Annotated in this window: 16 protein-coding genes; 2 read left to right on the top strand and 14 right to left on the bottom strand. The window is 69.0% G+C overall.

Going from position 1 to position 17,627, the window contains the following annotated elements; genetic code table 11:
* Positions 1-111 precede the first annotated feature (111 nt).
* A complete protein-coding gene (locus OG322_RS01370; protein ID WP_124285820.1) occupies positions 112-765 on the bottom strand; it encodes a TetR/AcrR family transcriptional regulator in 654 nt (217 codons plus the stop codon).
* Positions 766-969: 204 nt separating this feature from the next.
* Here OG322_RS01370 and OG322_RS01365 point away from each other — a divergent pair, with 204 nt between their 5' ends.
* Positions 970-1,950 (top strand): glycoside hydrolase family 3 C-terminal domain-containing protein, encoded by a 981-nt coding sequence (locus OG322_RS01365; protein WP_329305915.1) that lies wholly within the window; start codon positions 970-972, stop codon positions 1,948-1,950.
* On the opposite strand, the gene OG322_RS41470 is transcribed toward OG322_RS01365, so the two are convergent.
* Positions 1,882-2,337 (bottom strand): alpha-L-rhamnosidase C-terminal domain-containing protein, encoded by a 456-nt coding sequence (locus OG322_RS41470; RefSeq protein ID WP_443066586.1) that lies wholly within the window; start codon positions 2,335-2,337, stop codon positions 1,882-1,884. The two genes, OG322_RS01365 and OG322_RS41470, sit on opposite strands and share 69 nt — an antisense overlap.
* A gap of 83 nt (positions 2,338-2,420) precedes the next feature.
* Positions 2,421-5,252, bottom strand: a complete 2,832-nt coding sequence (locus OG322_RS01360) for a glycosyl hydrolase family 95 catalytic domain-containing protein (RefSeq protein ID WP_329305914.1) — start codon at positions 5,250-5,252, stop codon at positions 2,421-2,423.
* 327 nt (positions 5,253-5,579) lie between these two features.
* Between OG322_RS01360 and OG322_RS01355 the strand changes: the two genes are divergently transcribed.
* A complete protein-coding gene (locus OG322_RS01355) occupies positions 5,580-6,296 on the top strand; it encodes a GntR family transcriptional regulator (protein ID WP_123465021.1) in 717 nt (238 codons plus the stop codon).
* Here OG322_RS01355 and OG322_RS01350 read toward each other — a convergent pair.
* From OG322_RS01350 to OG322_RS01300, 11 genes are all read right to left on the bottom strand, one after another.
* The gene (locus OG322_RS01350) at positions 6,274-7,164 is read right to left on the bottom strand and encodes an amidohydrolase family protein (RefSeq protein WP_123465023.1); all 891 of its coding nucleotides are present in this window, start codon (positions 7,162-7,164) and stop codon (positions 6,274-6,276) included. The two genes, OG322_RS01355 and OG322_RS01350, sit on opposite strands and share 23 nt — an antisense overlap.
* Positions 7,161-8,153, bottom strand: coding sequence for an aldo/keto reductase (locus tag OG322_RS01345; protein ID WP_123465025.1), 993 nt, complete (start codon positions 8,151-8,153; stop codon positions 7,161-7,163). The genes OG322_RS01350 and OG322_RS01345 overlap by 4 nt, the downstream gene beginning before the upstream one ends.
* Positions 8,154-8,188: 35 nt before the next feature.
* Positions 8,189-8,944: an SDR family NAD(P)-dependent oxidoreductase gene (locus OG322_RS01340; RefSeq protein ID WP_306085678.1), complete on the bottom strand. Its 756-nt coding sequence runs from the start codon at positions 8,942-8,944 to the stop codon at positions 8,189-8,191.
* Positions 8,941-10,302, bottom strand: a complete 1,362-nt coding sequence (locus OG322_RS01335) for an enolase C-terminal domain-like protein (protein WP_123465029.1) — start codon at positions 10,300-10,302, stop codon at positions 8,941-8,943. The genes OG322_RS01340 and OG322_RS01335 overlap by 4 nt, the downstream gene beginning before the upstream one ends.
* Before the next feature lie 7 nt (positions 10,303-10,309).
* Entirely contained in the window at positions 10,310-11,161 is an 852-nt protein-coding gene (locus OG322_RS01330; protein WP_123465031.1) for a fumarylacetoacetate hydrolase family protein, read from the bottom strand.
* A gap of 74 nt (positions 11,162-11,235) precedes the next feature.
* Positions 11,236-11,559 carry an L-rhamnose mutarotase gene (locus tag OG322_RS01325; protein ID WP_123465033.1) on the bottom strand — a complete coding sequence of 108 codons (324 nt, stop codon included), beginning with the start codon at positions 11,557-11,559 and terminating at the stop codon, positions 11,236-11,238.
* Positions 11,556-13,100, bottom strand: a complete 1,545-nt coding sequence (locus OG322_RS01320; RefSeq protein ID WP_123465035.1) for a sugar ABC transporter ATP-binding protein — start codon at positions 13,098-13,100, stop codon at positions 11,556-11,558. The genes OG322_RS01325 and OG322_RS01320 overlap by 4 nt, the downstream gene beginning before the upstream one ends.
* The gene (locus tag OG322_RS01315) at positions 13,097-14,176 is read right to left on the bottom strand and encodes an ABC transporter permease (RefSeq protein ID WP_123465037.1); all 1,080 of its coding nucleotides are present in this window, start codon (positions 14,174-14,176) and stop codon (positions 13,097-13,099) included. The genes OG322_RS01320 and OG322_RS01315 overlap by 4 nt, the downstream gene beginning before the upstream one ends.
* The gene (locus OG322_RS01310; RefSeq protein WP_123465039.1) at positions 14,173-15,249 is read right to left on the bottom strand and encodes an ABC transporter permease; all 1,077 of its coding nucleotides are present in this window, start codon (positions 15,247-15,249) and stop codon (positions 14,173-14,175) included. The genes OG322_RS01315 and OG322_RS01310 overlap by 4 nt, the downstream gene beginning before the upstream one ends.
* Positions 15,246-16,334, bottom strand: coding sequence for a mandelate racemase/muconate lactonizing enzyme family protein (locus tag OG322_RS01305; RefSeq protein WP_123465041.1), 1,089 nt, complete (start codon positions 16,332-16,334; stop codon positions 15,246-15,248). The genes OG322_RS01310 and OG322_RS01305 overlap by 4 nt, the downstream gene beginning before the upstream one ends.
* Before the next feature lie 37 nt (positions 16,335-16,371).
* Positions 16,372-17,460, bottom strand: a complete 1,089-nt coding sequence (locus tag OG322_RS01300; protein WP_123466402.1) for a sugar ABC transporter substrate-binding protein — start codon at positions 17,458-17,460, stop codon at positions 16,372-16,374.
* Between the last annotated feature and the right edge of the window lie 167 nt (positions 17,461-17,627).

The raw sequence follows: 17,627 nt of genomic DNA, 5'->3' as shown, positions 1-17,627 counted from the left end.
TATCCAGAGATAGCTATGTCAAGATATCTAACTCTCGGTCACGGCGGGACTGTCACTTCAGGCGAGGCCGATGCCCGGTGCGGGACCGTGGTCCGTGGCCGCCGGGCGAGGTCAGGCTGGCATTCCTGAGCCGTCGACGGTGATCGAGCGCAGCAGCCGGTCGGCGTAGAGGTGCAGCCGGCCCGTCATGTCGTACGTCTTCGGTGCGAGTGCCCACTGGAGTTGCAGCCCGTCCATGACGGCGACGAGTTCGGTGGCGGCGGCCTCGCAGTCGGTGCCGGGCTCTACTGCGCCGTCAGCCATGTCACGCTGAAGGACTGCGGTGATCTTGTCGATGACCGTGCGGTAGCGGCGCTCGAAGTAGCCGTGGGCGGGGTGGGCCGGTTCCCCCGCCTCGCCGGCGAGAACGTTGAACATCTTGGTGCGGCCAGGCCGCCCGGCATTGTATTCGGCCAGGTCCAGAATCGCCGTGAAGGCCTCTGTCGCGTTGCCCGGATTCCGGGAGAAGAAGCGTTCGACGTCCTGCTCGTCGCTGTGTTCCAGGACGGAGACGAGCAGGTCCTCCTTGGACCGGAAATGGTGCAGCAGGCCGCCCTGGGTGATGCCGACGTCCTTGGCGATGCGGGCCATCGAGGAGGCGTTGAAGCCCCACCGGGCGAAGTGCGTGACGGCGGCGTCCAGGATCCTCGCGCGCCGTTCGTCGCCGACCGCGTAGCTCCCTCTCGTTCCGTTCGTGCGGGGGTTCCGGCCCTGGTTCCGATCCATGCGGATCACTGTAATCGGCGCAGGTCGGGCGCTCGGCGAGCGGCTCGGCAAGCACTCCGTGTCCGCCATGGTCAAGCACTTCCCTGGCGGAGGCCCGCAGAAGGACGGCGAGGACCCGCACTTCCCCTGGGGCAAGGAACAGGTCTACCCCGGTGGCATGCGCGATCTGCACCTGGAGCCGTTCAAGGCGGCCATCTCCGCCGGGTGCGCGCAGATGATGCCCTACTACGGCAGCCCATCGGCACCGACTGGGAAGAGGTCGGATTCGGTGTCAACAAGGGCGTCGTACAAGGGCTGTTGCGGGAAAAGCTCGGCTTCGACGGCATAGTCTGCACGGACTGGGGCCTGATCAGCGACGCCGAGATCTTCGGCGAGACGCACCAGGCGCGGGCCTGGGGCCTGGAATCGCTGACCGAGCTCCAGCGCGCGGCGCGCGTCCTGGACGCGGGCTGCGACCAGTTCGGCGGCGAGGACCGTACGGACCTGATCATCGAGCTGGTCGAGTCGGGCCTCGTTCCCGAGACCCGACTCGACCAGTCGCTGCGCCGCCTCCTGCGCGAGAAGTTCGTCCTCGGCCTCTTCGACGCCCCGTACGTCGACGCGGACCTGGCCGACGAGACAGTCGGTCGTGCCGACTTCGTCGAGGCCGGCGCCCGCGCGCAGCGCCGCTCGCTGACCGTCCTGACCAACTCCGGCGGGAGGCTGCCGGTGGCGGGCCGCCCCAAGCTGTACGTGGAGAACGTGACGGCGGACGTGGCCATGGAATACGCCGAGGTGGTGACCGATCCCGGTCAGGCGGACCTCGCGGTGCTGCGCCTGAGCACCCCGTACGAGCAGCGCACCAACAGGTTCGAGTCGTTCTTCCACTCGGGCACGCTGGAGTTCACGCCCGAAGAGCTCGAGCCGATCCTCGATCTGCTGGAAAGGGTGCCGACCGTCGTCTGCGTCAACCTGGAGCGGGCCGCGGTCATCCCGGAGATCGCGGAGCGGGCGGCCGCCCTGGTCGCCGACTACGGCGCCGACGACGCCGCGTTGCTGGACGTGGTCTTCGGCCGGACGAGGCCGGAAGGACGGCTGCCCTTCGAGCTTCCCCGATCCATGGAGGCTGTCAGGGCTTCACGTCCCGACGTGCCCGATGACACGGAGAACCCGCTGTTCCCGCACGGGGCAGGTCTGACTCTGTAGCCCTTGAGTGGCAGGCGGAGCGGCGTCACTGCCGGCCTCCGTGACGAGCCCGCCGGCGGTGCAGGCCGGCCAGCGCCATTCTCCACCGCCGTCAGCGCCACGGGCTGCGCGAAGGGCAGGGCGCCACCCACCGGGCAGGCCCGGGCCCACGTCCGGCCGGGGGCCGTCCGGCAGTGCCACTTCGTTGGTCGTGTTCGGTGGCACGAGGGCCGAGACGGTCAGTACGCCGTCCGTGACGGCCCACTCCACGCTCGCCCTTCCGTACGGGTAAGCAGCTCGCTGCGCGCATGCGCCAGCCCGGGGAGTGGGAGCGATACGCAGGCAGCGGTACCCCGGCTCGGCGAGGGCCGGGCCGAAGTCAGCTGCGCGAGCCCGTCCTGTGCGCAGTGCGTGTCGGCTTGGCGTGAGGGGCGCCCTGCTCTCGCTGGGCGTCCCTCACGCCGGGATGGGCTACATCGGACGTGCCGGGCTCACTTACCGACGCGCCGCCACTGCTGGCCGGTGCCGCCGTTGGCGGTCTGCTGCTCGATCGTCGCGCCGTTGGACGCCGAGCCGCCGGTCACACCCAGCACCTTGCCGCTGCGGAGGCAGGTGAGGACGACATGGCCGTCACCGGTGTCGGTGATCTTCCACTGCATGTTCGTGTCGTGCAGCGATTGCCACTGGATGAGCTTCGCGCCGTCGGCCGACCCTCCGCCGCTGATGCCCAGCGCCAGCGGGGTGGTGGCGTGTGTCGTGTAGATCTCGTACACACCGCCGCCGACCGGGGTGAACCGGAACTGCTGGTTCGCCGCAGAACTCGGTGTGTACTGAACGGCCCCGGTGCCTGCGGCCATCGACGCGTTCGCGATGTCCATCGCCCGTCCCGACTGGCGGTTGACCAGTTGGAAGACGGTGTACTGTGCGGGCGGCGTGACCGTCACCGACCCGGTGGAGGGGATCGTGACCTGCTGGCTCCAGTCGCCGTAGACGATCGTGGTGGACCGACCGGCCGCACCGCGCACGGTGGCGCTGATGACCTTCCCGGACTTCCAGCTCATGTTCAGGCTAAGCCCGCCGCGGAGGCCCAAGCCGGTGACCGATCCTTCCGCCGCCCATGCCTCGGGCAGCGCGGGCAGCAGCTCCACGCGTCCGGGCCGGGACTGCGCCAGCATCTCGACCATCGCGACCGGTGTGCCGTAGTTGCCGTCGATCTGGAAGATGTAGCCGCCTCCGTAGCGGTACATGTCGAACATGTTGATCGCGGTGCCGGCGTCGGCGGTGCCCGACGGGTTCAGTACGGAGAGCATGAGGTCGTACGCCTTGTCGGCATGCTTCAGCCGTGCCCAGCACATGGCCCGCCAGGCACTCGCCCAGCCGTAGCTCGCAAGGCCCCGCGCCTCCAGCAGCTTGGTGGCACCTCTGATGAGCGAGTCGGGGGAGTCCTGGAGGTTGATGCGGTCACCCGGGAAGAGACCCACATGGGCGGAGAGGTGGCGGTGGGTGGTCTCGCCCAGGTTGTCGTCGCTCATCCACTCCTCCAGCCAGCCGCTCGTGGTACTGACCGCGGGCATGTAGAGCTTGCTCTGGAGGCCGGCGACCGTGGAGGCGTACGAGGCGTCCTTGCCGAGCTTGGCAGCGGCGGTGCGGTAGTTGGCGAACAGCTGCCAGACCAGTTCCTGGGCGTATGTGATGCCACGGGCGTTCTCCGGGCCGTGCTCGGGAGACCAGTCGTGGTCATCGACCAGGACCTCACGTCCCGCCACGGTCATGGTGATGAGCCGGGACTCCCAGAATTCGCAGGCGCCCTTGAGTAGGGGGTAGATCTTGGCGAGGTGGGTGTCGTCCAGGGTGTACTCGTAGTGCTCGAAGAGCGAGTTGCACATCCAGGCGTTGCCGGCGGGGTGCCACCACCAGCCGTTGCCGCCCCAGATGTTGGCGGTGATGGCCATCGTCCAGCCGGCGACCTTGCCGGACGTGTTGCGGAAACGGTTGCGGGAGTCCTGGAAAAGGGCGGTGGTCGTCGCCTGCCAGCCAGGCAGCTGGGCCACGCAGTAGTCGGTGAAGGCGTCGAAGCACTCGGGCAGGCCGACACGGTCGGGCAGCCAGTAGTTCATCTGGACGTTGATGTCGGTGTGGTAGTCGCTGAACCACGGTGGCTGGTTGCTGTCGACCCACAGGCCCTGGAGGTTGGTCGGGAGGCTGCCGCGTGAACCGGTGATCGTCAGGTAGCGGCCGAACTGAAGGTAGGAGGCTTCGAGTTCGGGGTCGGGGGCGGAGCCGGTGGCGGCCCTTGCGGCGAGCCGGGCCGGTGTGTCCAGCGCCCGCTGGGCGGCGCTGGAGGCCCCCAGGTTCACTGTCATCCGCTGGTCGAGTCGCTGGTAGTCGGCCACGTGAGTGGCGACCAGCGTCGAGCCGGCCACGGCGGCGGCCTGCGAAGCCTTGGTGCGCGCGACGGTGAGCGGCACCAGCGTGGCGTCCTTGTACTGAACGGATGCGTCCGCCTTGTAGTTCGTGCCACCGGAGAGGACCAGTACGACCTCGGTGCAGTTGCTGAATGTCACCTTCGCGCCAGTCGCGGAGACGGTGCCGCCCTTGCCGGCGGCCCGTACTGCGGTGGCGTACTTGAGTGTGTTGGGCAGCGTCGCGTCGAACGACACTTCGGCGGCGCTCGCGTTCGACGTCACGGTCTCGCCGCGGGTTCCGGCCAGCGTCATCGACCCGGTATAGCTCCCGCCACCGCTCTGGGTCAGACGCACCACGATCACGTCGTCGGGATGGCTGGAGAACACCTCGCGCCGGTAGGTGACCCCGCCGGCCTGGTACTCGCCGGTCACCAGGCCGTTGCTCATGTCGAGGCTGCGGCGGTATCCGCTGATCGCGGATGTGGCGTGGGCGGGTATGTCGAGGTACGCCTTGGCGAGCATCCCGAACGTGCCGAAGTTGGATGCCTCGTAGGGGAACTGCCCGTCCGACTGCAAGGTAGCGTTCGCGTGACCGGTCCACAGGGTCGCGTCCGAGAGGATCAGGACGTCACGGGACGGGTCTCCTGTGACCAGGGCGCCCAGCCGGCCGTTGCCGATGGGCAGGCCCTCCTCGATGATCTTGCTTTCCGCGCCGGGGCGCGTGTACCAGAGCCTGATCGTCTCCGCGTCCGGGACCAGCGACTGAGTGTCGGGGCGCGTAACGGCGGTGGCAGCCGACGTGAACTCAGGCAGCGAGGAGAGCGCGAACAGGGCGCCCACTGAGGCCGCCGCTCGAAGCACTCCGCGGCGTGACATTCCGCCCTCGGCGGGGGGAGGTGTGAGGGAGTGATCGGACATGGGTGTGCGGCTCCTTCGATGGGGGGCGGGCCGGACTCGGCGGCACAGCAGCAGTGCAGCGGCATCCAGGAGGCATGTCAAGAGATCCGACGCCATTTCATATAGGAGAAAAGATTACTCTGTCCTAAAAAGGCAAAATGTCTCCAATGAATAGCGGTCATCCATGCCTGTTTCCTATGGGATTCCAGGGAGGGGTGGCCGGACCGCAGTGGGTGCGATGGCGGGAACGGAACTCCGGCTCCGGGCAAGAGGCAGTGTCCGGGGCAGCTCGTTCCCGCCTCGCTAAGCTGCTGGTGGTCGCACGTGTAGTGGAGTGAGGGGATCTGGATGCCGACGAATGACTCACCTGTCTTCGACGACCGGGCCGGGGGGCCCGGTCCCGCCACGGCGCCGGTCCGCCAGCCACTGTCCGACAGCGTCTACGAGGACATCAAGGCCATGGTCATGGACCATGAGATCGCTCCGGGCGCCCGTGTCGGCATCGAAGCCTTGTCCCGCAGGCTCGACGTTTCACCGACCCCGGTCCGCGAGGCGCTGGCCCGCCTGGAGTCCGACGGTCTCGTGGTCAAGCGTTCCCTCTCCGGATACCGGGCGACTGAACTCCTCACCCGGCAAGGGATTGAGGAACTGTTCGAGATGCGGCTCCTCCTGGAGCCGCAGGCCGCGGCGCTAGCGGCCCTGCATGCCGACGAGGCACAGCTTGACGCCATCGAGGCCATCCAGGAGGACATGGAGGTCCACCCCAGCCCGGCCGGACCGTATGCGTCCTACCGTGACTTCGCAGCCCTCGACCAGCGCTTCCACGACGCGGTCGCGGTCGGCGCCCGTCGCCCCCTGCTTCGGGACGCGGTCGAGCGGCTCCACGCACATCTCCATATCTTCCGCCTCAGCAGCCTTCCCGCCGAGGACGACCCGACTCTGGCTGAGCACGAGCGGGTCGTCCGAGCGATACTGCGGCGCAGTGCCGAGCGGGCCGCACAGGCGATGACGGACCATCTGGCCCACAGTCTGGAGCGCCAGCTCAGCCGGTTCGGGGAGAAGTGACCGGCTGGGCCGGCGCCGCGACGGGCGTCAGCCGGTAGACCCGCCGCGCGGTCCCGGCCCATACCTCGTCCCGCTCGACGGGGGCGAGCGCGTTGAGTATCTCCCCGGTGAAATCCACGACCTCGCCGTAGCTCGCCGCCAGCGTGCTCACCGGCCAGTCGGAGCCGAACATGAGCCGCCGGGGTCCGAAGGCGTCCTGCACGGTGTCGGCGTACGGCCTGAGGTCCCGGACGGTCCACGATCGCCAGTCGGCCTCGGTCGCCATCCCGGAGAGCTTGCACACCGTGTTCGGCAGCGCGGCCAGCTCGCGTACCCGCCCGGCCCACGGCTCCAGTTCGCCCGAGGCGATCGGGGGCTTGCCCAGGTGGTCGAGGACGAAGGTGAGACCGGGGACTGCCGCTGCCGCCCGTGTCGCCGCCGGCAACTGGTGCGGCAGGACCAGGAGGTCGTACACCAGTCCGGCCGCCGCGACCGCGCGCAGTCCCCGCAGCACCTCCGGCCGCGTCAGCCAGTCCGGGTCCGCCTCCCCTTGTACCTGATGGCGGATGCCCCGCAGGAATCCGCCGCCCGGCAGTGAGCGCAGCCGGGCGAGTTCGTCGGCGATGCCCGGCGAGGTGAGATCGGTCCAGCCGACGACCGCGCCGATCAGGTCACTGGCCGCGGCCAGGGTCAGGAACTCGGGTGTCTCCTCGACCACGGTGACGGTCTGCACGAGCACCGTGGCCGACACCCCGGCCTCCCGGGCCTCCGCTTCCAGGTCGTGGTGGAGGAACGAGCGCCGCAGCGGGGCCAGTTCAGGGCCCTCGATCCACTCCTGGTCGCGTACGTCCAGGTCCCACAGATGGTGGTGGGCATCAATGATGGTCATGTTTCACTCCTCCTGGGCACCGGTACGCCGGCCGTCAGCAGGTCCTGTGCCCGCAGGCCCTCCCACACGGTGTCGGGCAGGAAACGGTGGAACTGCTCGACCGCGTCACGGACCTGCTCGGCCGACCGAGCCCCGAGCAGGACGGAACCGACCGCCGGATGCCCGAAGGGGAAGCGGAGTGCCGCGGCACGCAGCGGCACCCCGTGGGCCTCGGTGACGTCGCGTATCCGAAGCGCCCGCCGCACCAGTGCGTCGGGGGCGGTGGCGTAGTCGTACGTGGCGTCCGGAGCCGGGTTCGCCAGCAGACCGGAGTTGAACACACCACCGATGATCACGCTCTTGCCTGTCCTCGCCGCCGCGGGCAGCAGCGAGTCCAGCGCGCCCTGCTCCAGCAGCGTGTACCTTCCGGCGCACAGCACGGCATCGATGTCCGTGTCCGTGACGAAACGTGTCAGCATCCGCGTCTGGTTCATACCGACGCCGATCGCCCGGACGACTCCCTGCGCCCGCAGCTCCTCCAGCGCCGGATATGCCTCCTTGAAGGCCTGTTCCTCGTGGTCGTCGGGGTCGTGGAGGAGTACCAGGTCGACGCGGTCGAGCCCGAGCCGGGTGAGGCTGTCCTCCAGCGAGCGGCGCACGCCGTCGGCGCTGAAGTCCCAGCGGCGACGGTGCGTGGCCGCAATGGCGAAGCCGTTGGCCCGGTCGTCCCCGCCGCCGTCGTGCGGATCGAGCACCCTGCCGACCTTGGTGGACAAAGTGAAGCTGTCTCTGGGTCTGGACCGCAGGGCCGCTCCCATGCGGCGCTCGGAGACACCGAGCCCGTAATGCGGGGCGGTGTCGAAGTAGCGGATGCCCGCTTCCCAGGCAGCGTCCACGGCCGCTGCCGCCGCCTCCTCGCCCACGTCCTCGAAGAGACCGGCGACAGCGGCGCCGCCGAACCCGAGCGACGTGACGGAGACACCGCTGCGGCCGAGGGTGCGGGCGCTCATCACCGGCCCTGCTCCGCTGTCGCCCGATGCGCTCGTCATTGACCCTCCGGCCGCAGTCGCAGGCCCTGCATCCCGCCGTCCACCGCGAGCGCGGTGCCCGTGACGGAGGCGGCGGTGGGGCTCGCCAGGTACACGATGGCGGCGGCGACTTCCTCGGCGGTGACCAGACGGCCCATGGGCTGGCGGGCGTTGAGTGCCGCCCGCTCGGCGTCCGGGTCGGCGGCCCGGTCGAGCAGGCGGCCCACCCACGGGGTGTCGGCCGTGCCGGGGTTCACGCAGTTGACGCGGATTCCCTCGCGGACGTGGTCCGCTGCCATGGCGAGCGTCAGCGACAGGACCGCTCCCTTGCTGGCGCTGTAGAGGGCGCGCTGCGGAAGCCCGGCCGTGGCCGCGATGGAGCAGGTGTTGACGACGGAGCCGTGCGCGGAAGCACGCAGGTGGGGGAGGGCCGCGCGGGTCGTGCGCACGATGCCCAGGACATTCACGTCGAACACCCGGTGCCACTGCGCGTCGTCGTTGTCCTCCACGGTGCCCGCCGCGCCGATGCCCGCGTTGTTGATCAGGATGTCGATGCCTCCGAGGTCGTCGGCGGCGGCGGCAACGGCGGCCCGCACGGACGCGTCGTCGCTCACGTCGGCGGTGTACCCGAGCAGGGGCTTGTCCACCGCGGACGGGTCGAGGTCCACAACGGCGACGGCGGCACCGCGGGCGGACAGCAGGTCTGCGGTGGCCCTTCCGATGCCGGAGGCACCGCCGGTCACCAGGGCCCTGAGGCCGGACAGTTCGCTCATCGGTTCGTCTCCTTCTCCTGTGCGGCAAGGTCGGCCGCCCAGAAGGCGCCGTCCGGGTAGCGGTATGTTGCGAGCGATCCGGCGTGCATCTCCGAAGAGAAGCCAGGCGTCAGGGGAGCCGTGTAGTGGCCGTTCGCGATGATCGCAGGGTCCTTGAAGTGCTCGTGCAGGTGGTCCACGTACTCGATCACCCGGTCCTCGGTGGTCCCGGACAGCGCGACGAAGTCGAACATGGACAGATGGCGAACCAGTTCGCACAGGCCGACGCCGCCGGCGTGCGGACAGACGGGGACGCCGTACCGCATCGCCAGCAGCAGGATCGCCAGGTTCTCGTTGACGCCGCCGACCCGGGCCGCGTCGATCTGGAGGATGTCGATCGCACCGGCCTGCAACAACTGCTTGAACACGATCCGGTTCTGGACGTGCTCGCCGGTGGCGACCTTGACAGGGGTGACGCCCTTGCGTATCGCCGCGTGCCCGAGAATGTCGTCCGGGCTGGTGGGCTCCTCGATCCAGTACGGGGCGTCGGCGGCGAGGGCGTTGGTCCAGTCGATCGCCTCGGTCACGTTCCAGCGCTGGTTGGCGTCGACCGCGATGCGGATGTCCGGGCCGACCGCCTCGCGAGCCGTACGCAGCCGGCGCACGTCATCGGCCAGGTCCGCGCCGACCTTCAACTTGATCTGGGTGAAGCCGTCGGCGACCGCCTGGCGGGCGAGCCGGACCAGCTTCTCGTCGGAGTAGCCCAGCCAGCCGGGGGACGTGGTGTACGCCGGGTAGCCCTGGGCCACGAGATGCTCCTCGCGCGCCCAGGCTCCCTCCTTGCCGCGGGTGAGGAGGGTCACGGCCTCCTCACGGCTGAGGGCATCCTCGATGTAGCGGTAGTCGACCTGGTCCGCGAGCCATTCCGGTGTGGCGTCGGCGAGCAGCTTCCACAACGGCTTGTCGGCCCGCTTGGCGGCCAGGTCCCACACGGCGTTGACGACAGCGCCGATCGCCATGTGCATCACGCCCTTCTCCGGCCCGAGCCAGCGGAGCTGGCTGTCGCCGTTCAGGGCGCGGCTGACCGAACCGGGGTCGGCGCACAACGCGTCGACCGGCAGACCGACGACGTGGTCGCGGAGCGCGGCGATGGCCGCTGCCTGCACCTCGTTGCCGCGGCCGATGGTAAAGGTGAAGGCGTGGCCCTCCAGGCCGTCGAGCGCGTCGGTCCGCAGGATCACGTACGCAGCCGAGTAGTCGGGGTCGGGGTTCATCGCGTCGGAGCCGTCGAGCTCCCGCGAGGTGGGAAAGCGGATGTCGATCACGTCGACATCGGTGACGCGTGCAATGCCGCCGTCGTGCTTGTCGTGGGTGTTCATGCCGGCCTCACGCGTTCTGGAAGGTCTGTCGCTGGCTGCCGAGCCCGTCGATACCGAGCTCGACCGTGTCGCCGGCCCGCAGATACGGGGTTCCCGGGAGTCCGAGGGCCACGCCGGCCGGTGTTCCGGTGTTGATGACGTCGCCCGGCTCCAGGACCATGTACTGGCTCAGGTACCAGATGATGTGGGCGACCGGGAAGATCATGTTCTTGGTGGTGCCGTCCTGCCGGGGGACGCCGTTGACGTTCAGGCGCAGGCCGAGGGCCTGCGGGTCGGGGATCTCGTCGGCGGTCACCAGCCAGGGGCCGAGCGGGTTGAACGTTTCGCACGACTTGCCGAGGTCCCACTGCGGGGACTGTTCGAGCTGGAAGGCGCGCTCGGAGACGTCATTGCTGATCGCGAAGCCCGCGATCACGCCCGCGGCGTCGGTGGGCCCGTCCAGGTAGCGGGCGCGGCGGCCGATGACGACCGCGAGCTCGACTTCCCAGTCGGTCTTCTCGGACCCGCGGGGGACGAGCACGGTGTCGTTCGGGCCGACGACGGTGCCCGGGTCCTTCATGAACACCACCGGGCGCGGCGGTATGGCGGCCCCGGTCTCCTCGGCGTGGTCGCGGTAGTTGAGGCCGATGCACACGACCTTTCCTGGACGGGCGATCGGCGCGCCTATGCGTAGTCCCGTGGTGTCCAGGACGGGAAGTGAGCCGGCCTGCAGGGCCGCTGCGACTCGCTCGACTCCGTCGGAGGCGAGGAACGACCCGTCGATGTCGCCGGTCCGGCCGGTGAGGTCGTAGGTGCGTCCGTCGTCGGTGAGGACGGCCGGGCGCTCGGCGCCGGGCGCGCCGAGGCGCATCAGTTTCACGTGGTTCTCCTTGCGGGAGCGGCGCGCCGGCGCCGCTGGATGGTTCGGGTGTGCGGGGGACCAGGGCCGGCGGCCTACTCCATGAGGAAGACCTGCTCCGCCGACGCCCACCACGTGCCGGGTGCGGCTTCCGCCACGGGCGACTGGCAGGGGGCGGTGAGCCGCCACCATTCCTGGGTGGCGGGGTCGTCGGCCATCAGGGCGAGGTCGGCGTCCAGGTCGTCGCCGTGGTACTCGAAGTAACTGAATAGCCGGTCGCCGAGCAGGTGGATCGAGTAGTTGGCGATGTGGGAACGCCGCAGCCGGTCGAGCACGGGCTCGGGGACGGCACGATGCAGCTCCCGGTACTCCTCGGCCTTCTCGGGGCGCAGGCCAATGACCTGCGTGACACGCCTCACGTGGTCGGGTCCTTCAGGGAGGTGGCGGAGACCGGTCGGTCGTGGATGATGCGGATGATGCGACCGCTCATCCGGCCGTAGTCGTGGTCGTTGGCCACCTCGCCGCGGATGCGGTGGTCGGCCATCACGACGACCCGGTCGGCCAGGGTCACCATCTCGGCCAGGTCGCTGCTGATCAGCAGGATCGGCAGTCCGCCGCGCGCAAGCTCCCAGATCAGCTCGTGGAAGGCGTGCTTGGTCCGAACGTCCACGCCGACGGTCGGCTCGTCGACGACCAGCAGCCGGGTGTCGGCCGCCAGCCACTTCGACAGACTGACCTTCTGCTGGTTGCCGCCCGACAGCTCACCGGCGTTCTGTGCGAGACCGGAGATCTTGATGCCGAGGCGCTCGACGAGTTCCTCGGCGGTCTCGCGTTCCCGGCGGGCGGGGACGTACCCGAGGGCTTTCGCCAGCTTCCGCCACACCGTCACGGTGATGTTGCGGAGGATGGGCTGCTCCAGGAAGACGCCCTCCTCCTTGCGGTTCTCGGTGAGGTAGCCGATGCCGTACTCGTGCAGTGCCTGCCGCGGGGAGCCGATCTTCGCGGGCTCTCCGTGCACGCGGATCTCACCGCCCGTGACGCGCTCCAGACCGAGCACCGCCTTGACCAGTTCACTGCGCCCCGCGCCGACCAGACCGTACAGCCCGACGATCTCGCCGGGTCGCACGTCGAGCGAGATGTCACGGTGCCCCGAGGCCGTCGAGAGGCCTGTGAGGGAGAGGGCGGGAGCCGCGGATGTGTCCACGGGGCGCGGCGACATCGCCGTCACCGCGTGGGCGCGTCCGACCATCAGAGTCACGATGTCGTCCTGGGTGTGCTCCGAGAGCGGCGCCGATTCGAGCACGGACAGGCCGTCGCGCAGCACGGTGACGGTGTCGCAGACGGAGAAGACTTCGTCCAGTTTGTGGCTGACGAACACCACGCACGTGCCGCGCTCGGTGAGCCGCCGGACGACGTCGAAGAGACTCTCGGCTTCCTGCGGGGAGAGGGAGGCGGTCGGCTCGTCGAGCAGGAGGACCTTGCTGTCGGTGTGGAGCGCCTTGGCGATCTCCACCAACTGCTGTTGTGCAACCGAGAGTTCGGACACCAATTGGTCCGGATCGATATCGAGGCCGAGTTCGGCCAGGCAGCGCCGGGCCGGCGCCGTCATGGCTTCCCGGTCGACCAGGCCACGGCGCGAGGGCGGGTTCTGCAGGGTGATGTTCTCGGCCACGGAGAACCCGGGGATCAGATTGCGTTCCTGGTGGACGACGCCGATGCCGGCGCGCATGGCGTCCAAGGGGGAGCGCAGGTGGATCTCCTGGCCGGCCCGGAGCAGCCGGCCGTCGTCGGGCGCGTGCACGCCGGTGATCACTTTGATGAGGGTGGACTTCCCCGCCCCGTTCTCGCCGAGCAGGGCGTGCACGGAGCCTGCGGCGAGCCGCAGACCGACGCCGTCGAGGGCGCGGACACCAGGGAAAACCTTGACGATCTGATCGCATTCCAGCAGGACTTCGCTCATCGTGCCTCTCCCGTCGGCGTCGGTACGGCCGTCGGCCGGGGTGTTTCCTCGGGAGGTGTCGGCGGGGGTGTGCCGCCCGGTGACACGACCTTCTTGGCGAGGTGACTCTGGTGGATGCGACCGCCGACGACGGTGCCGAGAACGACGACCCCGATGAGGAAGTTGACCCAGCTCGGGTCGAGGGAGAACTGAGCCCGCGCGGTATCGATCAGACGCATGACGAAGGCGGCGAGCACGGTCCCGAGCACGGCGACGGAGCCGCCGGTCAACGCCACGCCGCCGATGATGGGCGCCGCGAAACTGGGCAGCAGCCAGTCTCCGCCGACACTGCGGTTGACCCCGGGCAGCGAGGCCGTGGCGGTCAGGGCGGCGATGCCGATCAGCAGCCCGGACAGGGTGTGCGCGAGCACGATCTGCCGGTCGGTGGAGATGCCCGACAACTTGGCGGCGAGCGGGTTCCCGCCGGCGGCCAGCAGCCGCCGCCCCGCCACCGTGCGGTACATGAAGGCAGCGAGGAGACCGGCCGAGACCAGGGCCGTGACGAAGACGAGCGGGATGTTCAGCGGGGCGGCACGGCCGAAGTCGCGCAGCGTGGCGGAGTACCCGTCGATGGTGCGGGTGCCGGAGAGCCGGTACTGCGCACCCAGCAGGATGGTCATGGTGCCGAGCGTCACGATGAAGCCGTTGATACGTGTGGCGACGATGAACAAACCGGTGATCAGACCGATCAGCGTCGCGCCCAGGACACCGATCAGAACGGCGAGCCCGGCCGGGACACCGGCGTCGACCATCAGGACGCCCATCAGACAGGCGCTGAACCCGCCGAGCGCCCCGACCGCGAGGTTGAGCTGCCCCACACTCAGGGCAACCATCTGGGCCAGCCCGATGAGGACCGGTGTGGCGAGGTACTGCAGGAACGTACGGAGGGAGGGCCCCTCGAAGAAGGTGCCGGACGACGAGACTCCGAGGGCGACGTAGCCGACGATCACCACACCCAGCAGGGTCGTCGTCGTGGAGCGCGAGAAGCGGTGCAGTGCGGACCGGGCCGCCGCCTTCCGGTCCTGGAGCGGGGTCATGTGGAACGCACCACCTTGCGGTAGGACACGACGGTGCGTACCCGGTCGGCGGACAGGGCCAGGAGCAGGACGCACCCGAGGTAGATGTTGAGGCTTTCGAGACCGACGCCGAGCAGGTCCAGACCCTTGCGGATCACACCGACCAGCGAGGTGCCGAGCAGAGCACCGACGACGGAGACGACGCCGCCGGTGAGCAGAGTCCCGCCCAGGACCGAGCCTAGGAACGAAGGGAGCATGAAGTCCTCGCCGATGGATGCGCGGAACGTTCCCGTGCCGACGGCGGCCATGAAGCCGGCCAGTGCGGCGAGCAGGCCCGACAGTGCGTGCGCGAGCACGATCCTGCGGCCGGTGGGGATGCCGGACAGCTCGGCGGCACTCGGGTTGGCGCCGGTGAGCAGCAGCTCGCGTCCCATCCGGGTACGGGAGTAGAGGAAGCCGAGGCCGACGAGGGCGATGAGGGTGAACTGGATGATCTGCGGGACGGCCGCGGAGCCGCATACCTGTCCGAGACAGACGTCGGCAAGGGAGGAGGAACGCAGTTCCGTGAGCCCGTCGGGACGGGTGGTGAACGCGGCGTTCTCCGTGAAGGCCGAGTAGAGCAGAGAGACGAGTCCCAGCAGGGCGAAGTCCATGGCCAGGGTCACGACGAAGGAGTTCACCCCCGTGCGGGCGATGATCCAGCCGGTCAGCGCGCCGATCGCACAGCCCGCCACCAGACACACCACCAGGCCGAGCGGCAGCGACAGGCCGAGCCGGTCATAGCCGAAGCCGGCGAAGAACGCGCCGAAGGCGGCCATGCGCCCGACGGCGAGGTTCATGTGCCCAATGGACAGCACGACCATCTGCGCCAGTGCCACCACTGTCAGCGTCGAGATGTCCCTCATGAGCGGGAAGAGCACCAGCCGCTCGTCGAAGAACGCCGGCCGCAGAACACCGAACAGAGCGGCGAGCGCGATGATGAGGACGACGAGTCCGAGCCGCTGGTTGACCCAGAACGGCAGCCGGTGCGCCGGCCGGGCACCGTCGGTGGGGCGGTCCGTCTCGCTGTCGGGCGGAGCGACGACAGTCTTCATGACACCCTCCTCCGGTCGATGGCGTCCATGTCCCAGTCGATCCCGATGCCCGGCTCGTCCGGAGCGACGGCCAGACCGTCCCGCACGGTCATCTCGGTGCGGGTGACCGCGCGCAGCTGCGGGATGTACTCCACGTACGCGCCGTTGGAGACGGCGCCGACGAGACTGACGTGCAGCTCCATCAAGAAGTGCGGGCAGACCTTGACGTTGAATGTCTCGGCCAGGTGGGCCACCTTCAGCCAGGGTGTGATCCCGCCGACCCTGGCCACGTCGACCTGTACGACGGAGGCCGCGCCCGTCTCCAGATAGGTGCGGAACTGCATGGGCGAGTACATCGACTCGCCCACCGCGATCGGTATCCGCGTCGAGCGAGCGAGCCGGGCGTGGCCGCTGATGTCGTCCGCGGGCATGGGTTCCTCGAGCCAGTAAGGGTCGTACGGTTCGAGGGCGGCGGCCAGCTGCACGGCGGAGGACAGCGACTGCGACTGGTTCGCGTCGGTCATGATGTGCAGGTACGGTCCCACTGCCTCGCGTACGGCACGCAGGCGCTCTGCGTCCTCAGCCGGGTGTGGCTTGCCGACCTTGATCTTGACGCCCGCGAATTGCGCCTGCTTCGCGGCGAGGGCCGATTCGACCAGCTCGTCGGTGCCGAGGTGGAGCCAGCCACCCTCGGTGTCGTACACCGGGATCTCCCGGCGGTGACCGCCTGCCAGCCGCCACAGCGGCTCGCCGGAGCGCTTGCAGCGCAGATCCCACAGGGCGGTGTCGATCGCGGCGAGCGCGAGCGAAGTGATGGCGCCCGTGGTGGTGGCGCGGGTCAGGCCGAACAGCTCCTGCCAGAGCCCCTCCACGTTGCGCGCGTCCTTCCCGGCGAGGAGGGGCAGCAAATGGTCGCGCAGTAGCGCCAGGACGGATGTACCGCCGGTGCCGATCGTGTAGGCGTAGCCAGTTCCCTCGATGCCGTCCGTCGTCGTCAGGGTGACAAGGATCGTCTCCTGTTTGACGAACGACTGCACGGCGTCGGTGCGGTCGGTCTCCACCGCGATGTCGGCCAGCAGGGCCGACGCTTTCGTGATCATGGTCATGCGCGTGTGCTGACTTTCTGTCGTTGTGCCGGGCCGGTCAGCCGCAGGAGAGGTACTCGTCGGCGAACTGCTTCTTCAGCTCCGCCGTCTTGGCCTTGCGTGCCTCGTCGTAGGTGCCGACGTTCTCCTTCGTGACGACGAAGGAACCCGAGTCGGCGATCTGGCCCGGCTGCTTCATCGTGCACTGCTTGGTCTGCAGGAGCGCGAGCGCCCAGGATCCGATCTCGGCCTGACCCACCGGGTTCTGTACGACCGTGGCGCTCACCGATCCGTTCTTGATCGAGGAGAGGATCTTGGCGTCGTCGTCGATGGCCACGACCTTGGCCTTCGAGCCGGTCTCCTGGACCGCCTCAGCGGCGGCAACCGCCGGGTTGTACGCGGTCGAGACGATGCCCTGGATCCGCGAGCCCTTGGTCGCGAGCAGGTCGGAAACGGCCTTCTGTGCGGTCTGGAGGTCCTTGTCGATATCGGTGATGTTCTGCAGCAGGTCGACCTTGCCGCCGGACTCCTTCACCGCCTTCTCCACGCCCTTGATCCGCAGCTGCGTGTTGGCGTCGACGTTGTTGCCCGTCAGGTGAACGAGCGTGCCCTTGCCGCCCATCGCCTCGATGGTGGCCTTGGCCGCCTTGTAAGCGGCGAGTTCCACATCGGTGGAGAGGCAGAAATCGGCCTCGTTCTTGCCGCCGGCGGGGCATGAGCCCAGGGAGGCCACCGCGAAACCCTGGGACTTGAGGTCAGCGAAGGTGGTGTTGATGTCGGTGGGGGACACCCCGAAGACGCCGAAGGCGTTGTAACCGCGTGCGGCCAGGGTCGACAGCAGGTTGTTCTGCTTCTGCTGGTCCCACTCGGCGGTCTCGTCGAGCGTGACGTCGCCCAGCTTCAGCGTCTTCTTGGCATCCGCGCCCGCCTGCTTCCACGGCTGGAAGTACGGGTGGGCGCCACCCGGTACGAGGGCGATCTTGGTGCCGGAACCGTCGGCGAGTTCGGCGCTTCCCTTGCCTGTCTTGGCGGTTGCGGTGTCGGCCGGCCCGGTGTCGTCGGAGGACTTCACGGTGCATGCCGTCGACGCGAGGGCCAGGAGGGCGACGGTGGCGACGGCGGACACTGCGGATCTACGAAGGATCATGATCATTGCCTCAGTTGAATCAGATAGGATTCCGTTGCCGAGATCGTGCGGGAGAGGGGATCGCCGCGTCAAGGCCTGCGCATCGGCTATTTCGGGCGAGGTGGGTTCATTCCGTTGTGAGCTGCCCGCCTACCCTGCGTCGAGCGGGATCCCGACCTGGTGTCGTG

Origin of the sequence: Streptomyces sp. NBC_01260, from assembly GCF_036226405.1 — a bacterium.
In the GTDB taxonomy this organism is placed as follows: domain Bacteria; phylum Actinomycetota; class Actinomycetes; order Streptomycetales; family Streptomycetaceae; genus Streptomyces; species Streptomyces laculatispora.
The sequence above is the reverse complement of the archived record's forward strand: the minus strand, read 5'-3'. Positions and strand labels throughout refer to the sequence as shown.

What these genes read in the sequence shown, in the direction of transcription:
- OG322_RS01320 (WP_123465035.1), bottom strand. Translation starts at nt 13,100, where the DNA reads ATGAGCGAAGTCCTGCTGGAATGCGATCAGATCGTCAAGGTTTTCCCT.
- OG322_RS01360 (WP_329305914.1), bottom strand. Translation starts at nt 5,252, where the DNA reads ATGTCCGATCACTCCCTCACACCTCCCCCCGCCGAGGGCGGAATGTCA.
- OG322_RS01305 (WP_123465041.1), bottom strand. Translation starts at nt 16,334, where the DNA reads ATGACCATGATCACGAAAGCGTCGGCCCTGCTGGCCGACATCGCGGTG.
- OG322_RS01370 (WP_124285820.1), bottom strand. Translation starts at nt 765, where the DNA reads ATGGATCGGAACCAGGGCCGGAACCCCCGCACGAACGGAACGAGAGGG.
- OG322_RS01350 (WP_123465023.1), bottom strand. Translation starts at nt 7,164, where the DNA reads ATGACCATCATTGATGCCCACCACCATCTGTGGGACCTGGACGTACGC.
- OG322_RS01300 (WP_123466402.1), bottom strand. Translation starts at nt 17,460, where the DNA reads ATGATCCTTCGTAGATCCGCAGTGTCCGCCGTCGCCACCGTCGCCCTC.
- OG322_RS01310 (WP_123465039.1), bottom strand. Translation starts at nt 15,249, where the DNA reads ATGAAGACTGTCGTCGCTCCGCCCGACAGCGAGACGGACCGCCCCACC.
- OG322_RS01335 (WP_123465029.1), bottom strand. Translation starts at nt 10,302, where the DNA reads ATGAACACCCACGACAAGCACGACGGCGGCATTGCACGCGTCACCGAT.
- OG322_RS01315 (WP_123465037.1), bottom strand. Translation starts at nt 14,176, where the DNA reads ATGACCCCGCTCCAGGACCGGAAGGCGGCGGCCCGGTCCGCACTGCAC.
- OG322_RS01345 (WP_123465025.1), bottom strand. Translation starts at nt 8,153, where the DNA reads ATGAGCGCCCGCACCCTCGGCCGCAGCGGTGTCTCCGTCACGTCGCTC.
- OG322_RS01355 (WP_123465021.1), top strand. Translation starts at nt 5,580, where the DNA reads ATGCCGACGAATGACTCACCTGTCTTCGACGACCGGGCCGGGGGGCCC.
- OG322_RS01340 (WP_306085678.1), bottom strand. Translation starts at nt 8,944, where the DNA reads ATGAGCGAACTGTCCGGCCTCAGGGCCCTGGTGACCGGCGGTGCCTCC.